This window comes from Geodermatophilus sp. Leaf369 (assembly GCF_001424455.1).
GTDB lineage: Bacteria > Actinomycetota > Actinomycetes > Mycobacteriales > Geodermatophilaceae > Klenkia.
Map to the genome: position 1 here is coordinate 55,523 of NZ_LMQA01000006.1, position 15,830 is coordinate 71,352.

At 75.0% G+C, this 15,830-nt stretch carries 18 protein-coding genes; 8 read left to right on the top strand and 10 right to left on the bottom strand.

All coding sequences use genetic code 11. The features are described from left to right. Positions 1-208 precede the first annotated feature (208 nt). Positions 209-835 (bottom strand): isochorismatase family protein, encoded by a 627-nt coding sequence (locus tag ASG36_RS20755; protein WP_055768903.1) that lies wholly within the window; start codon positions 833-835, stop codon positions 209-211. A 96-nt stretch (positions 836-931) separates the two neighbouring features. Between ASG36_RS20755 and ASG36_RS22455 the strand changes: the two genes are divergently transcribed. After that, a complete protein-coding gene (locus ASG36_RS22455; protein ID WP_200944615.1) occupies positions 932-1,093 on the top strand; it encodes a hypothetical protein in 162 nt (53 codons plus the stop codon). Between the two features lie 84 nt (positions 1,094-1,177). Beyond that, the gene (locus tag ASG36_RS20760; protein ID WP_082523401.1) at positions 1,178-1,750 is read left to right on the top strand and encodes a VanZ family protein; all 573 of its coding nucleotides are present in this window, start codon (positions 1,178-1,180) and stop codon (positions 1,748-1,750) included. A gap of 67 nt (positions 1,751-1,817) precedes the next feature. Here the strand turns inward: ASG36_RS20760 and ASG36_RS20765 are convergent, their stop codons facing one another. Then, on the bottom strand, positions 1,818-2,534 hold the full coding sequence (locus ASG36_RS20765; RefSeq protein WP_055768907.1) for an SDR family NAD(P)-dependent oxidoreductase: 717 nt from the start codon (positions 2,532-2,534) through the stop codon (positions 1,818-1,820). A 35-nt stretch (positions 2,535-2,569) separates the two neighbouring features. After that, positions 2,570-2,920 carry an enoyl-CoA hydratase-related protein gene (locus tag ASG36_RS20770; RefSeq protein ID WP_055768910.1) on the bottom strand — a complete coding sequence of 117 codons (351 nt, stop codon included), beginning with the start codon at positions 2,918-2,920 and terminating at the stop codon, positions 2,570-2,572. Between the two features lie 150 nt (positions 2,921-3,070). Between ASG36_RS20770 and ASG36_RS20775 the strand changes: the two genes are divergently transcribed. Then, positions 3,071-4,690, top strand: coding sequence for a CocE/NonD family hydrolase (locus ASG36_RS20775; RefSeq protein WP_200944616.1), 1,620 nt, complete (start codon positions 3,071-3,073; stop codon positions 4,688-4,690). Here ASG36_RS20775 and ASG36_RS20780 read toward each other — a convergent pair. Then, entirely contained in the window at positions 4,599-5,846 is a 1,248-nt protein-coding gene (locus ASG36_RS20780; protein WP_235495399.1) for an MBL fold metallo-hydrolase, read from the bottom strand. The genes ASG36_RS20775 and ASG36_RS20780 overlap by 92 nt on opposite strands. Positions 5,847-5,864: 18 nt before the next feature. Beyond that, entirely contained in the window at positions 5,865-6,464 is a 600-nt protein-coding gene (locus tag ASG36_RS20785; RefSeq protein ID WP_055768913.1) for a TetR/AcrR family transcriptional regulator, read from the bottom strand. Positions 6,465-6,520: 56 nt separating this feature from the next. Here ASG36_RS20785 and ASG36_RS20790 point away from each other — a divergent pair, with 56 nt between their 5' ends. Next, positions 6,521-7,318 carry an SDR family NAD(P)-dependent oxidoreductase gene (locus ASG36_RS20790; protein WP_055768916.1) on the top strand — a complete coding sequence of 266 codons (798 nt, stop codon included), beginning with the start codon at positions 6,521-6,523 and terminating at the stop codon, positions 7,316-7,318. Between the two features lie 3 nt (positions 7,319-7,321). Next, entirely contained in the window at positions 7,322-8,344 is a 1,023-nt protein-coding gene (locus tag ASG36_RS20795; protein WP_055768919.1) for an aldo/keto reductase, read from the top strand. Between the two features lies 1 nt (position 8,345). Here the strand turns inward: ASG36_RS20795 and ASG36_RS20800 are convergent, their stop codons facing one another. The 4 genes from ASG36_RS20800 to ASG36_RS20815 all read right to left on the bottom strand — a co-directional run bounded on the left by ASG36_RS20800 (position 8,346) and on the right by ASG36_RS20815 (position 11,922). After that, entirely contained in the window at positions 8,346-8,813 is a 468-nt protein-coding gene (locus tag ASG36_RS20800; RefSeq protein ID WP_055768922.1) for a universal stress protein, read from the bottom strand. Positions 8,814-8,815: 2 nt separating this feature from the next. After that, positions 8,816-10,228, bottom strand: a complete 1,413-nt coding sequence (locus tag ASG36_RS20805) for an APC family permease (protein ID WP_055768925.1) — start codon at positions 10,226-10,228, stop codon at positions 8,816-8,818. A 63-nt stretch (positions 10,229-10,291) separates the two neighbouring features. Further along, positions 10,292-11,179, bottom strand: a complete 888-nt coding sequence (locus ASG36_RS20810) for an NAD(P)-dependent oxidoreductase (RefSeq protein WP_055768927.1) — start codon at positions 11,177-11,179, stop codon at positions 10,292-10,294. 26 nt (positions 11,180-11,205) lie between these two features. Then, positions 11,206-11,922 carry an HpcH/HpaI aldolase/citrate lyase family protein gene (locus ASG36_RS20815; protein ID WP_055768930.1) on the bottom strand — a complete coding sequence of 239 codons (717 nt, stop codon included), beginning with the start codon at positions 11,920-11,922 and terminating at the stop codon, positions 11,206-11,208. A gap of 44 nt (positions 11,923-11,966) precedes the next feature. On the opposite strand from ASG36_RS20815, the gene ASG36_RS20820 reads away from it, so the two are divergent. Further along, a complete protein-coding gene (locus tag ASG36_RS20820) occupies positions 11,967-12,662 on the top strand; it encodes a DNA alkylation repair protein (RefSeq protein ID WP_055768933.1) in 696 nt (231 codons plus the stop codon). Here the strand turns inward: ASG36_RS20820 and ASG36_RS20825 are convergent. After that, on the bottom strand, positions 12,646-13,563 hold the full coding sequence (locus tag ASG36_RS20825) for a LysR family transcriptional regulator (protein WP_055768936.1): 918 nt from the start codon (positions 13,561-13,563) through the stop codon (positions 12,646-12,648). The genes ASG36_RS20820 and ASG36_RS20825 overlap by 17 nt on opposite strands. Before the next feature lie 122 nt (positions 13,564-13,685). Here ASG36_RS20825 and ASG36_RS20830 point away from each other — a divergent pair, with 122 nt between their 5' ends. Next, positions 13,686-14,687: a cyclase family protein gene (locus ASG36_RS20830; RefSeq protein WP_235495401.1), complete on the top strand. Its 1,002-nt coding sequence runs from the start codon at positions 13,686-13,688 to the stop codon at positions 14,685-14,687. Between the two features lie 9 nt (positions 14,688-14,696). Next, positions 14,697-15,827 (top strand): FAD-dependent monooxygenase, encoded by a 1,131-nt coding sequence (locus ASG36_RS20835; protein WP_055768939.1) that lies wholly within the window; start codon positions 14,697-14,699, stop codon positions 15,825-15,827. Positions 15,828-15,830 lie beyond the last annotated feature (3 nt).

Genomic DNA, 15,830 nt, shown 5'->3' on the forward strand with positions numbered 1-15,830 from the left:
CACGTGGGGCCATTGGGCGCATCGGATGGCATCTCAATGCGCCGGGCCCGTGTGCTGGTTTGCCCATACCCGCAGCTCAGAGCCCCGCGATGCATCGGGACGCACATCCCGCCTTGTGAGTTCACATCCCCCCTCGGACACCACGATCACACCGACGACACCCCGCGCACCCGTTCCAGGGACGCGGGGTGTCCTCGTTCCGAGGCCCTCAGGCCCCGGCCGTCCGCCCGGCGGAGGCCACCAGGTTCGACCCGGTCAGCGCTGTCCCCGCACCGACGGCCTCGACCCACGTCGCGGTGTCGGTCACCGCGGCCCAGTTGGAGTCCAGCAGGGCCAATAGCGTGCCGTGCACGGCCTGCGCGTCGACCGAGCCGGCCGCGTTGCGCAGGTCGATGGCGCCGGTCGCGTCGGAGAGCACCTCGGCCTCCAGGCCGTGGGTCTCGGCCTCGGCGGCGGAGGCCAGCACGCAGTTGTTGGTCATGTAGCCGACCAGCGTCACCGTGTCGACGTCGTGCTCGCGCAGCCAGTCCAGCAGGTCGGTACCGGCGAACACCGTGCCGAACCGCTTCTCCGACCGGAACGCCCCGGCCGGCACCCGCGTCTCGACTTCGGGCCGCAGCTGCCACTCCGGCGTCGTCGGGTCGAACACCGGCGCCCCTGCGCCGGATGTGTGCTGCAGCACCGCCACCGGCACGCCGGCGGCGACCGCCGCGTCCATCGCCGCGACGATCCGGGGCAGCGACTCGGCGTGCGGGGGGAACTGCACCTCCAGCGGACCGGCGAAGTACTGCTGCTGGACGTCGATCACGACGAGGGCGCGGTGGGGCTGTGTCACGGGTGTCTCCAGAGCTGGTCGGACGACGGGGCCCCCACCCTGCCCCCGGGGTGCGGGCCCCGCGCGGGAGGGCTGGGCGGCTGGTTCACTCCGCCCATGGCCGACACCCTGCCCGGACCCCTGGACCCCACCGAACCGGTCCCCGACGACCCGGGTGAGCTCATGCCCGACGCCCCGGAGCCGTTGCCCCCGGCGCCGGTGGAGCCCACCCCGGACGACCCGGGCGGCGACCCTGGTGGGGTGCCCGAGCCCGCCTGACCCGGGACGGCCTCGGGGCGACGCACGACCCGGCGGAGGACCCAGCGGCAGGGCCCACGGGGGCCGGTGCGGCAGAGTGCGCTCGTGCTCACCGACTGGCTGCTCGACCACCCGTGGGCCAGCCCGGCCGTCCTGGCCGCACTCGTCGTCCTCGGGCCCCTGGTCGGGTCGTGGCTGGCCGGCCGGCGCCGGCTCGCCGCCGGGCTGGCCGGCGCCGCCCTGCTGGCGGTGGCCCTGCTGACCCTGCTGCCCGTGGACTCGGGGACCGGGCTGGTGCAGTGCACCGTTCAGTGGGCGCTGCCCACCCTGGGGCGGGTCGAGCTGCTGGCGAACCTGCTGCTCTTCGTGCCCCCGGCACTGCTGGCGACCGTCGCGAGCCGGCGCCCGCTCGCGGTGCTGGTGGGCGGGAGCCTGCTGTCGGCGGTGGTCGAGGCGTCCCAGGCCCTGGTGGTCGGCATCGGCCGGGCCTGCGACACCACCGACTGGCTGTGCAACACCCTGGGCGTGGCCCTCGGCGTGCTGCTGGGGATCGCGGCCCTCGCGCTGCACCGACGGGGCCGGCCGCACCGCCCGGGCGCCGGCGCCTCAGCCCAGCGGCCCCCGCAGCGCCGGGGCGTAGACCCGCACCGTGATCGTGCCCGCGGTGGGGCCGTGTGACCGACGGAGCGTCACCGTGTCGACGAGGTGCGGCGTCCCCGAGCACGGTCCTCACGCACGCGGCCCCTCACCAGGCGACGGTGCGCCCCTCCCGGTCCAGGAACTGCAACCCCGGCCGGCCGTGCTGGGCGTCGACGGTGTGCACCAGCGGCGGCACCGCCTCCTCGGTGCTCGAGGCGGCCCCCTCGCCGCCCAGGTCGGTGCGCACCCAGCCCGGGGCGAGCAGGAGCAGGGCGCGTCCGTCGTCGGCGTGCCGGGCCGCCCAGCTGCGGGTCAGCTGGTTGAGCGCGGCCTTGCTGGCCCGGTAGAGCTCCCAGCCGCCGCCGGTGTTGCCGGCGACGCTGCCCTGGCCCGAGGACATCAGCGCGATCGTCCCGTCGTCAGCCACCAGGGGGCGCAGCGCCTCGGCCACCCGGAGCGGGGCGAGCGCGTTGGTCACCATCACCCGGCTGAACTCCTCCGGGCTGATCGTGGCGCTGGTCAGCGACTGGTCGTGGGTGACACCGGCGTTCACCAGCAGCAGGTCGAAGCGACGTCCGGCCAGGCGCCGCGCCAGCGCGCCGATCCCGTCGTCCACGGTGGTGTCCACGTGCTCGACTTCCACCGCCCCTGCGCTGCCGTCGGCTAGGTCGTGCAGCGCCGTCCGGCCCGTCCCGCGGACCGTGCCCACCACCCGGGAGCCGCGCCGGGCGTACTCCTCGACCACCGCCAGGCCGATGCCGCGCGAGGCGCCGACGACGAGCACCTCCCGGTGCGGGGACGCCGTGCTCAGGTCCCCGGTCACGCCAGCGACCCCCGCAGCGCGTCCAGCACGGGTCCTTACATCCGTGCCTTGATGGTGCCGAGCGTGGGTCCGGCGCGTCCGGTCTGCGCCGCGGCCAACTCCACCGCGGCGCCCCGGACGGCGTCCTCGGCGACCGCGTGCTCGACGATCCCGGCGGTGCGGGCGTCGTCCCCGCCGTAGCGCCGCCCGGTCGTCATCGCCTCGTGCGCGGTCTGCGGGACGAGCCGGGCCTGGACGAGCGCGGACATGCCGACGGTGAACGGCAGACCGATGTCGACCTCGTCCAGCGCGCTGTGCACGGCGGTCAGCCAGTCGGGGTGGAACCGGTTCTCGGTGTCACCGAGGTCGAGGACGAACACGTCGTCGTGGCGGTCCAGGGTGGGCACGGGTCTCCTCCGGGGGACGGCGGCCGCGGGGCCGGTGCGATCAGTAGAGCACCGGGGACCGGGGAGGATGGGGTGACGCCGGGGCGCCGAGGCCCCGGCCCGGGGAGAGGCGGCACCGTGGGCGCAGGAGCCAGGCTGGGTGGACTGCTGGTGGACGCGGCGCTGGGGCTGCCGCTGCGGGCCCGGGGGTACACGGTGCACCGCGACGTCGCCGTCCCGATGCCCGACGGGGTGACCCTGCTCGGCGACCACTACCGACCCGACGTCGAAGGCCCCCTCCCGGTCGTGCTGATCCGACTCCCCTACGGCCGCGCCGGGGTCTTCGCCCACGCCTTCGCCGCGCCCTACGCCCGGCGGGGCTTCCAGGTGTTCGCGCAGTCCACCCGCGGCACCTACGGCTCCGGCGGGCAGTTCCGGCCGTTCACCACCGAGCACGAGGACGGGCTGGCCACGCTGGCCTGGGTCCGCGAGCAGCCCTGGTGCGACGGCCGGGTCGCCATGACCGGGGGCAGCTACTTCGGGCACACCCAGTGGGCGGTCGCGCCCTACGCCGACCCGCCGCTGGTCGCCGTCAGCCCGCACATCACCGCCGCCCGGATCACCAGCGCCTTCTACGACGGCGGCGCCCCGGGCGCGGAGAACGCACTGCGCTGGTCGGTGCAGATCGGCGCCCAGGAGGCCGGCGGCCTGCCGCTGCCCACCCCGTGGGGCCGGGCGCGGGTCACCCGGGCGTTACGCAGCGAGCCCCTGCAGGCCGCGGACACGACGGCCGGGGGCGCCCCGGTCCCGTTCTGGCGTGACTTCACCGGGCACGCCGGGCCCGGCGACGGGTTCTGGGCGAGCGCCGACCACCAGGAGGCCGACCTCGCCGCGTTCCCCCCGGCGAACATGGTGACGGGCTGGTGGGACCTCTTCGTCGCCGAGCAGCTGCGCGACGTCGTCCGACTGCAGGCCGCCGGCGTCCCCGTCCGGCTCACCGTGGGTCCGTGGATCCACGGCGAGCCCGGCGAGCTGCGCGAGATCGTGCGCACCGACGTCCGCTGGCTGGACCACCACCTGCGCGGTGGCCGGGCCCCCCGCGGTGCCGCCGTGCGGCTGTACCTGCAGCAGGCCGGCACCTGGCTGGAGTCGCCGTCCTGGCCGCCCCCGGGTGTGCGCACCGAGCACCACCACCTGGGTGCCGACGGCAGCCTGGGTGCGGCGCCCAGCGGTACCTCGAGCACGTTCGTCCTCGACCCGGCGGACCCCACCCCGAGCGCGGGCGGCCCGCTGCTGCAGGGCCCGGGCAAGCAGGCCGACCAGGCCGCCGTCGAGGCCCGGGACGACGTACTGGTCTTCACCGGGCCCGAGCTGCCCGCCGACCTCGACGTGGTCGGGCCGGTGCGGGCCCGGGTGCACCTGCGACCGGAGCTGGAGCACGCCGACCTCGTCGTCCGGCTCTGCGACGTCGACCCGGCCGGGGTGTCCCGCAACGTCGTGGACGGCATCCGGCGGCTGGACCCGCGCACCGTGCCCGCCGAGGACGTCACCGTCGGTCAGGACGGCGTGCTCAGCGTGGACCTCGAGCTGTTCCCCACCGCGTACCGGTTCCGCCGCGGCCACCGACTGCGCGTGCAGGTGGCCGGCGGGGCGTTCCCCCGGTTCGCCCGCAACAGCGGCACCGGGGAGCCCTTCGCCGTCACGACCGGCGGTCGGACCTCCCGGGTCGAGGTGCTGCACGACGCCGCGCACCCCTCGCGCCTGGAACTGCCCGTGCTGCCCGCCCGCTGAGGGAGGCGCGGGGCGGCGCGGGCCGGTCGTCGGCCGAGCCGACGTCGGTCCACCAGTCCCGCACCTCGGGCGGGTCGAGCACGTCGACCCGCTCCCCGGGGCGGGGGACGGCGACCCGCGTCCCGGTGCGGGCAGCCTCGGTGAGCAAGCGCCGCACCGGCTCGGCCCAGGGGTGGAAGGCCAGGTTGAACGTGGCCCAGTGCACCGGGACCAGCACGCCGCCGCCCAGGTCGCCGTGTGCGCGCACCGCCTCCTCGGGGTCCATGTGCACCTCGCGCCACGCCGGGTCGTAGGCCCCGATCGGCAGCAGGGTCAGGTCGAAGGGCCCCAGCCGGGCGCCGATGCCGGCGAAGGCCGGGGTGTAGCCGGTGTCCCCGCCGAAGAAGACCCGGTGCCGGGGGCCGTGCACCGCCCAGGAGCACCACAGGGTGTCGTCGCGGCCGAACCAGCGGCCGGAGAAGTGCCGGGCCTCGGTGCAGGTGAGGGTGAGCCCGGCGACCACCACCGACTCGTCCCAGTCCAACTCGACCACCCGGTCGGGGGGCACGCCCCAGGCGCGCAGGTGCTGGCCGATGCCCAGCGGGACGACGAAGGGCGCCCGGGTCCGGTGCAGCAGCTCCTGCACGGTGGGCAGGTCGAGGTGGTCGTAGTGGTCGTGGGAGACCAGCACCGCGTCCACCTCGGGCAGGTCGTCGATCGGTCCGGGCGGGGCGTGCAGGCGGCGCGGCCCGAACAGCGGGGACGGCGAGACCCGGTCGCCCCACACGGGGTCGACCAGCACCCGCCGACCGTCCACCTCCAGCAGCACCGTCGAGTGGCCCAGCCAGGTGGCGGCCAGCTCGGCGGCCGCGCCGGGGAACTCCGGGCGCACGAGTGGGACGGCCCCGACCGGGCGGCCGCGGTCACGCTCGCGGTGAGTCTGCCGGAGCAGTCCGCTCCGGGCGCTCACGGCCGGGATGACCGGGCCCGGCAGGCGGTTGCGGAAGGTGCCGTCGGCGAACTGGGGCGAGCCGGTCATCTCGGGCAGCGGGCCACGGCGGCTGGCGCCGATGGCGGCGGGCAGCCCCCAGGTGGCGCGGACCATCAGGCCGACGGGGACCCCGACGGCTGCTGCCGCGGCGGCTCGGCGGATGAGGCGGGCGGGGCGGGACGTCACCCCTCCAGCATCCCAACATCAGCGGGCTGGTGCGTCCAGGGCGTGCAACGCCTGGTCGAGCGCGGCCTCCAGCGGCCACGGGTCGTGCAGCGGCTGGCTGAGCACGAGGCCGCCCTGGATGGCCGACAGCACGGAGGCGGCGATCCGCCGGGGGTCGGCATCGCCCGGGACGGCGCCGGCGTCCTGCATCCGCCGCACCCCGGCGACCAGCAGGTCGGCCCAGGCGGTGAACGCCCCGGCCACGAACACCGCCAGCTCCGGGTCGCGGGCGGCGGCCTCGGTGGCCAGCGAGCCGATCGGGCAGGCCCAGCGCCCCTGCCCGATGTAGTAGTCGACCAGCGCGAGCCGCCAGGACTCCCAGGACTCCCGGGTGGACAGGTCGTGCACGTGCGGCTCCTGGGCGGCCAGCAGCTCGGCACCCTCCCACTCGGCCACCGCGCGCACCAGCTCGGACTTGCCGCCCGGGAAGTAGTGGAACAGCTGGGACTTGCTGGTCAGCGTGGCCGCCCGGACGTCGTCCAGGCTGGTGCCGCCGATGCCCGCGGCCAGGATCTGCCGCCCGGTCTCCTCGACGATGCGCTGGCGGGTACGCCGTCCGCGCTCGGTCAACTCCGCCACGCCCCGAGACTACCGCTCACTGGACCGATCGGTCCAGCTGCTGCTACAACTGGACCATGCAGTCCAACGAACAGGTCCTGTCCACCCTCCCCCGCGACGACCGGCTGGCCGGCCGCACCGCCTGGGTCACCGGCTCCACCAGCGGCATCGGCGAGGCGGTCGCCCACGTGCTGGCCGCCTCCGGCGCGACCGTGCTCGTCAGTGGTCGCGACCGGTCCCGCGCCGACGCCGTCACCGCCGCGATCACCGCCGCCGGCGGCACCGCGCACACCCTGGTGGCCGACCTCTCTGCGGCCCCGGACGAGCTCCGGGCCACCGCCGCCCGGGCCGTCGAGCTGGCCGGCGGCCGGCTCGACGTGCTGGTCAACAACGCCGGCGTCTACCCCGTGTCGGCCACCGAGGGCCTCGCCGACGAGGACCTCGAGGCGATGCTCGCGGTCAACGTCCGGGCCCCGCACGTGCTGGTCGGGGCGCTGGCCCCGGCGATGGCCGAGCGGGGGGACGGCGTCGTGGTGGACATCGGCTCCTGGATGGCCCGGGTGGGCAGCCCCTTCGGCGCGATGTACACCGCCACCAAGGCGGCGCTGGAGCAGCTGACCCGTTCCTGGGCCGCCGAGTACGGACCCCGCGGCGTGCGGGTCAACACCGTCGCCCCCGGGGTGACCGCGACCCCGGGCAACGCCGCGGCCACCGCCGTCCTGGAGCAGATGACCGCCGCCACGGTCGCCGGTCGGCCGGTCCGCCCAGTCGACGTCGCGTTCGCCGTCCGCTGGCTGTGCACCGAGGAGGCCGCGTTCGTGCACGGCACGACCGTCGACGTCGACGGCGGCATCTCCGCTGCCCGGGTGGGCTGACCGGTGGCACTGCGCACGCTGGGCCGCTCCGGGCTGCTGGTCAGCCCGTTCACCCTCGGCGCCATGACGATGGGCAACGACGCCTGGGGCTCGGACGAGACCGCCTCCGGTGCGGTCCTGGACGCCTACCTCGCGGCAGGCGGGAACGCCGTCGACACCGCCGACGTCTACTCCGGGGGCCGCAGCGAGGAGATCGTCGGCCGGTTGATCGCCGCCCGCGGGCTGCGCGACCACGTCGTGCTGGCCACCAAGTACGGCTTCCACAGCGGCGGCGGACCGCTCACCGGTGGGGCCGGACGGAAGAACGCCGTCCGGGCGCTCGAGGGGTCGCTGCGCCGGCTCGGGACCGACTCGGTCGACCTGTACTGGCTGCACGTCTGGGACGACGTCACCCCCGCCGAGGAGGTGCTGACGACGATGACCGACCTCGTGCGGGCCGGGAAGGTGGCGCACTGGGGGCTCTCCGACGTCCCGGCGTGGTTCGCCACCCAGGTGGCCACCCTCGCCGCCGCCCACGGCGAGCCCGGGCCGGTCGCGCTGCAGCTGGAGTACTCGCTGGTGGCCCGGTCGATCGAGACCGAGCACGTGCGGGCGGCCCGCGAGCTCGGGACGGGCATCGTGCCGTGGAGCCCGCTGGCCGGCGGGTTCCTGTCGGGCAAGTACTCCGCCGGGACCGGCGGCCGGCTGTCCGGGCCCAACCCGTTCGGCAGCAGCAAGGACACCGCGGCCAACCGGGCCGTCGTCGAGGTGGTCCGGGAGGTCGCCGCCGAGCTGGGGCTCACCCCCGCACAGCTGTCCCTGGCGTGGGTGCTCGGCCGCCCCGGGGTGGACTCCGTCCTGGTCGGCGCCCGCACCCCGGAGCAGGTGGCGGCCAACCTGGTCGCCGGAGACGTCGAGCTGCCCCCCGCCGTCCGCACCCGGCTCGACGAGGTGAGCGCCCCCGACCTGAGCCCCGCCGCGCTGTTCGACCCGGCGATGATGGCCGCGGTGATCACCGGGGGCACGCCCTACCGGCGGCTGCGCTGACTCAGCCGGGTCGACCGCCCGGGCTGCCCGGCGTCGGCCGACACACCAGCACGGGGCAGGGCGCCGAGTGCTGCACCCGGGAGGCCGTCGTCCCCAGCAGGATCGTGGCGGTCAGCCCGCGACTGCCCGAGGCCAGCGAGATCAGCCCGGCGCCGGTGTCGACGGCGGCCCGGATGATCTCCGAGGCCGGGGAGCCGCTGCGCACCTGGGTGTGGATGGTCGGGCCCCAGCCGTCGAAGACCGCGGCGACGTGCGCGACGGCGGCCGCGGCGTCGTCCTGGAAGCTGAAGTCGGTGGGCTCGGTGTTGCGCCGCTCGGTGAGCTCGTTGGCGAAGGGCACCGCCGCGTAGGGGCTGACCACGGCCACCACGGTGACGTGGGTGATCTCCCGGGAGTCGGCGATCCACTGGAACTGCCGGGCCGCGGCGAGGGAGGCCTGCGAGCCGTCGGTGGCGACGATGACGTGCACGGTCAGTGCTCCTTCGTGGTGGCTGGGGTGACGCCGGTGCGCTTCTTGTTCGCGTACTGGGCCAGGAACAGCACCACGCCCAGCGCCAGCAGCCCGGCCACCCAGAGCAGGGCACCCGGGTCGTCGTGGAGCGTGTAGACGAGCACCACCAGGTTGCCGAGGATCCCGAAGACCAGCAGCGGGGTGTTGGCGCGGTAGGTGTCGGCGGTCTCGTCGCTGCCGCGCAGCTTCAGGCAGGCGACGATCACCAGGGCGTAGATGAAGAGCAGGAAGACCACGGTGATGGTGGCCAGCCGGTCGACCACGTCGAGGTCGGAACCGCTGAGCTGGATCACCGCACCGATCACCAGCAGCGCGCCGACGACGGCGGCACCGAACAGCAGCGCGACGTAGGGGCTGCGGCGGGTGGGGTGCACCTTCTCGAACACCGCCGGGACGACGTCCTCGCGGGCCATCCCGTAGAGGATCCGGGACTGGGCGACCACGGTGACCAGCGTGGTGTTGCTGATCGCGACCATGGCGATGAGCCCGAAGACCACGAGCATCACGCCCACCGGGATCGGCAGGAGGTCCTCGCGCACGACCTCCAGCAGGGTGTTGCCCGACAGCCTGTCGATGGGCACCGCCAGCGCAGCGGCGATCGACACCAGCACGTAGACGACGCCGGCGGTCATCATGCCGCCGATGAGCGCCCGCGGGAACGCCCGCGAGGGGTCGATGGTCTCCTCGGCGACGTTGGCCGCGTTCTCGAACCCGGTCATCGCGAAGAAGGCCAGCGAGACGCCGGCGACCACCGCGATGGCCTTGCTCCCCTCACCGCTGAACTGCAGCAGCACCGAGGGGTCCGAGACGCCCTGGAACAGCGCGATCACCCCGATGACCACGATGATCAGCAGCCCGCTGAGCTCGATGAACGTCATCACCACGTTGGCCACGACCGACTCGGTGATGCCGATCAGGTTGACCACCGTGATGACCGCGACGAAGGCCAACGCGATCAGCAGCGCGGGGACCACGGCGTCCTCGCTCATCCCGATCACCCCGGCGAAGTACCGGACGAAGCCCGAGGCCAACGAGCCGACCGCGGCCATGTTGGCCGAGAGCATGCAGATGGTGATGAAGAAGGTGAGGACCGGCTTGCTGAACGCCTTGTTGACGTAGAGGGAGGCCCCGGCCGCCTGCGGGTACTTGGTGACGAGCTCGGCGTAGGCCAGCCCGGTCACGGTGGCGACGGTGACCCCGGCCAGGAAGGCCATCCAGAACGCCCCGCCGACGGCCGCGGCGACCAGGCCGATGAGCACGTAGATGCCGGAGCCGAGGACGTCGCCGACCACGTAGAAGTACAGCTGCTTGGCGGTGATCGAGCGCTTGAGCTCGCTGCGGCCCGCGCTCTGCGCGACGTCCGGTGTGGTCATGCGAGGACGTTAGGGCTGCCCAGGTACCTCACAGGTGACGGTCAGGTCACGATCCGACACCGCTCAGGACCGGGCGAGCCCCTGGCGGAGCTCGGCCAGCGCACGGTCCAGCCCCACCCGCGGCGCCCAGCCCCACCGGCGCGCCCGGTCGGTCACCAGCTGCCCGGTCCACACCGGCTCGTCGGTCCACTCGGGGGTGATGCCGACGGCCTCGCCCACCGCACCCAGGTAGTCGCCCCAGATGGCCGGTTCGCCCGCGACCAGCACCGGGGTGGTGCCGCCGGGGACCGGGCCCTGCTCGGGGTCGTCGGAGGTGGCGACGGCGCCGACGGCCAGGTCGGCGAGCATCGCGGCGAGGTCCTCGACGTGCACCCAGGACCAGCTCTTCACCGGGTTCACGCTGCGGTCGCCGTCGACGAAGGCCTGCGGGCGCAGCGTATTCCACACCGACGTCCCGGCGGCCCCGGCGATCGCCGGCGGGCGCACCAGCACGGTGGTCAGCCCACCCACCTCGGCCAGTGCGACGTCGGCTGCGTTCTTGGTGTCCGGGTAGTCGCCGCTGCCCTCGGGCAGCAGGGCGGCGTCCTCGGCGAGGTCGCCCAGCCCGGCCGAACGGTCGTAGACCCCGGCGGTCGAGACGTGCACCAGCCGCGCGACGCCGGCGTCGCGGGCCGCGCGGGCGAGGCGCGCAGTGCCCTCGACGCCGACCCGGTGCTGCTCGTCGCGGTCCGAGCCCATCGGGTGCACGGTCGTGACCACGGCATCGGCACCGCCGAGCGCGTCGGCGGCGTCGCCCACGTGCTCGGTGACGCCGTCGAGCACCGGGGCGGTGCCGGGCCGGCGGACGACGGCCCGCACCTGCGCGGACCGCTCGGCCAGCGCCCGGCAGACGGCGGCGCCGACGAGTCCGTTGGCACCGGTGACCACGACGACGGGAGAAGAGACGCTCATGCCCCCACCCTGCGTCGCCCCGGCCCTCAGCGCAGCGCGGCCTCGGCGCCGGCGGCGGTGACCCACAGGTCGGTGGCGACGGCGAGGCAGTCGATGCCGCGCTCGGCGAACCGGGCCGCGGTCGCCGGGTCTCCCCCGTAGGCGCCCACCGGCACCCCGGCCGCCCGGCCGGCGGCCAGCACCCGGTCCAGCGCGGAGTCCGCCGACCGGTCGTCCAGCAGCCCGGCGACGGTGGTGCCCAGCGAGAGCGACAGGTCGTTGGGTCCGATGAACAGCAGTCCGACACCGGGGACGGCGGCGATGTCCTCGACGCACGCCAGGGCGGCGGCGGACTCGATCATCACCGCGCACAGCGGGTCCGTCGCCCGGGCGGGCTCGCCCCAGGTCGGCGCCAGCGGCCCGGCACTGCGTCGTCCCCGGGGCGGGTACGAGGCGGCCTCGACGGCGGCCCGGGCCTCCTCCGCCGAGTCCACCTGCGGGACGACGACGGCGGCCGCCCCGGCGTCCAGCGCCAGCCCGATGCCGGTGAACTCGGACGACGGCACCCGGACGACGAGGGCTGCGGGCACGCCGTGCCAGCCGCGGGCCACCTCGAGCAGCTCGGTGCGGCCGTACACGCCGTGCTGCATGTCCAGGGCCACCCAGTCGAAGCCGGCCAGGCCGAGCCGACGTGCCGTCCCGGGGCCGGCGTCGGAGCACCAGACACCGCGGCTGTGCGGACCGAACCCCTGGCTGCTCGTCATCCCGGCACGCTAGCGTCCCGGCACGTCGACCGAGGAGACAGACCATGGCCCGGACTCCCCCGCCGCAGGTGACGCTGGCCGAGGTGCGCGCCGAGCTGGCTGCCCTCGAGGACCCGCGGATGCGCGCGGTCAACGCCCGGCACGGGGACGACCACGGCGTCAACCTCACCGGGCTGCGCGGGCTGGCGAAGCGGCTGAAGACCCAGCAGCCGCTGGCCCTCGAGCTGTGGGCCACCGGGGACGCCGACGAACGGCTGCTGGCGGTGCTGGTCTGCCGGCCGCGGGACTTCTCGCTCGACGAGCTGGACACGATGCTGCGCGAGGCCCGCCTGCCCAAGGTGCACGGCTGGCTCGTCGACCACGTCGTGGAGAAGAGCCCGCACGTCGAGGAGCTGCGCGGGCGCTGGCTGGCCGACGCCGACCCGGTGGTCGAGAGCGCCGGCTGGGCGCTGACCACCGACCGGGTCGCGAAGGCCCCCGACGGACTGGACCTGCCCGGCCTGCTCGACGAGATCGAGGCCCGGATGGCCGCGGCCCCCGACCGGCTGCAGTGGGCGATGAACCACTGCCTCGCCCAGATCGGCATCGAGCACCCCGCGCACCGGGAGCGGGCCGTCGCGATCGGCGAGCGGCTGCAGGTCCTGGCCGACTACCCGACCCCGAGAGGCTGCACGGCGCCGTTCGCGCCGGTGTGGATCGCCGAGATCGTGCGCCGGCAGGAGCTCACCCCGGCGCGGTGACCTGCCGGGCCGCCCGGAGGACCAGGTCCCGCAGCCAGCTGTGCTCGGGGTCGCGGGCATACACCGGGTGCCAGTAGGCCGCTTCCACCAGGTGGCCCAGGTCGACCGGGGCGGGCAACACCCGCAGCGCGCTGGTGGTCGGCAGCAGCCCGAGCAACCGGCGCTGGAGCACCGCGATGCGGGGCGACCGGGCGACCAGGCCCGGGACGGTCAGGAAGGCCTCGGTCACGACCTGCACGTGCGGGTCGATGCCCTGCATGCGCAGGATCCGGGTGGCCGGGGTCGAGGCGGTCTGCCCGCTGTAGACCGTCACCCAGGGCAGCTCGCGCAGCTGGTCGACGGTGACCGCCTCCCCGACCTCGGGGTTGCCGGCGTCGGCGATCAGCACCCAGTCGTCGGTGAACAGGTCCATCGCCGGCAGGTCGTCGAGGAACCCGCGGGGCAGCAGCAGCAGGTCCGCAGCCAGCAGCGCCTGGTCGGCCCGGGCCACGATGTCCGGGCTGTGCGGCACGAACTTCAACCGCGCCCCCGGGGCCTCCTGACCCAGCAGCTCGGTGAGCGCGCTGCCCAGCACGGCCACGCAGTAGTCCGACAGCAGCAGGGTGAACTCCCGGGTGGAGCTGGCCGGGTCGAAGGCCGGTTGGGCGGTGAAGACCCGGTGCACCGACTGCAGCGCCAGCCGGGACTGCGACTGCAGCTGCTCGGCCAACGGGGTGAGCCGGTTCTCGTTGCCCACTCGCACCAGCAGGTCGTCCCCGAAGTGCCGACGCAGCCGGGCCAGCGCCGCCGACAGCGCGGGTTGGCTCAGCCCGACCTGCTGCGCGGCCCGGGTGACGCTGCGCTGGTGCAGCAGGGCGTCGAGGGAGACCAGCAGGTTCAGGTCGAGGTTGGCCACGTTCACGGCGGCAGGCTAGCCCGCCAGGTCATCAGCCGGGTCGATCCGGGCCATCAGTGATGGCGACTTCCCTGATGGTGGTGCGTGCCACATCCTCGTCCCCGTCACCGTCGACAGGAAGGCCCGCCGTGCCCAGCCCGAACCACGCCCACCTGGACCCGCAGGACCCCGAGGGCACCATCGCCGCCGCGGCCGCCCGGGTCTCCAACTGGGGCCGCTGGGGTGCCGAGGACGTGCTCGGCACGCTCAACCTGCTCACCCCGGAGAAGCGGGTGCAGGGTGCGGCCCTGGTCCGCCGCGGCGCCAGCTTCGACCTCACCCAGCACTTCAACACCGACGGCCCGCAGAAGGGCTGGCTGCGCCGGGTCAACCCGGTCCACGCCATGCTCGGCACGGGCCTGGACGCCGAGGCCGGCATCCCCGCCTTCCCGCACGGCATCGGCGGAGCCGACGACATGGTCACCATGCCGTTGCAGGCCTCGACCCAGTGGGACGGCCTGGGCCACATCTTCGACCACGGCCTGGCGTACAACGGCCGACGGGCCGGCGCGATCGTGACCAGCGAGGGCGACAACACCACCGGCATCGAGACCACCGCCGGCCGGTTCGTCGGCCGCGGCGTGCTGCTGGACGTCGCCCGGCACCTCGAGCCCGCGAGCGCCGAGCTGCCCGACGGGTTCGCGATCACCCCCGCGCACCTGGACGCCACCGCGGCCGCCGCCGGCGTCGAGGTCGGCAGCGGCGACCTGCTGCTGGTCCGTACCGGCCGGCTCGCCCGGGCCCGCCGCTCGATCGCCGCCGGCACCGGCTGGGGCGACTACGCCGGCGGGGAGTCCCCCGGGCTGTCGTTCACCAGCCTGGACTGGCTGCGCGAGCACGACGTCGCCGCCGTCGCCACCGACACCTGGGGGGTGGAGGTCCGGCCCAGCGAGTTCGCCGTCCCCACCTTCCAGCCCTTCCACCAGGTCGCCATCCCGCACCTGGGGCTGTTCCTCGGCGAGATGTGGGACCTCGAGGCCCTCGCCGCCGACTGCGCCACCACGGGGGTGCACGAGTTCCTGCTCGCGGCCGCACCCCTGCCCGTCACCGGAGCGGTCGGTGCCCCCGTGGCCCCGATCGCCGTCCTCTAGGAGAGCCCCGTGAGCGCAGTGCAGGACGTCCTGGTCATCGGCGGCGGGCTGGCCGGGGCCGCCGTCGCGGTGCACCTGGCCCAGGCCGGGGTCGCCGTCGACCTGGTGGAGATCAAGCCCGACGCGCACGCCCTGGGCTCCGGCATCACCCTGCAGGGCAACGCCCTGCGGGAGCTGGACCACCTCGGCGTGTGGGAGCAGGCGCGGGAGCACGGCTACCCCTTCGACGTCACCGGCATCCGGGCGCCCGACCCCGCCGGCACCGTGCTGTTCGAGGTCCCCGACGCCCGGACCGGTGGGCCGGACTACCCGGCCGCGATGGGCATGACCCGGCCCGACCTGGCCGGCCTGCTGCACGACCGGGCCCGCGAGGTCGGCGTACGGGTGCGGTACGCGACCACCACGACCGAGCTGACCCAGGACGACGACGGCGTGGACGTCACGTTCTCCGACGGCACCTCCCGCCGCTACGACCTGGTCGTCGGCGCCGACGGCGTCCGCTCCTGGACCCGCCGGATGCTCGGCATCGGGCTGGAGACCCGGTCGATCGGCATGGGCATCTGGCGCGCGTTCGGGCCCCGGCCCGAGAGCGTCACCCGCACCGACCTCTTCTACGGCGGCCCGGCCTACATCGCCGGCTACTGCCCCACCGGGGAGGACTCGGTCTACGCCTACATCGTCGAGGACGCCCAGGACCGCTCCACGCTCACCCCGCAGGAGCAGCTGGACACCATGCGCGGGCTCGCCGGGGCCTACCACGGTCCGTGGGACGAGATCCGCGAGACGCTCACCGACCCCGACCGGGTCAACTACACCTGGTTCGAGACCCACCTCTTGGCCGCCCCGTGGAACCGCGGCCGGGTCGTCGTCATCGGCGACGCCGCGCACACCTGCCCGCCCACCGTGGCCCAGGGCGGTGCCCAGGCACTGGAGGACGCCGCCGTGCTCGGCGACCTGCTGACCACCCGCGACGTCCTCGACCAGGACCTCTGGGACGCCTTCCACGACCGCCGGGTCGAGCGGGCCCGCACCGTCGTGGAGGCCTCCAACCAGCTCGCCCAGTGGCAGCTGGACCACGTGCAGGGCGACATCCCGGCGCTCATGCGCAGCGTCGCCACCCTCGTCAGCCAGCCCGCCTGATCC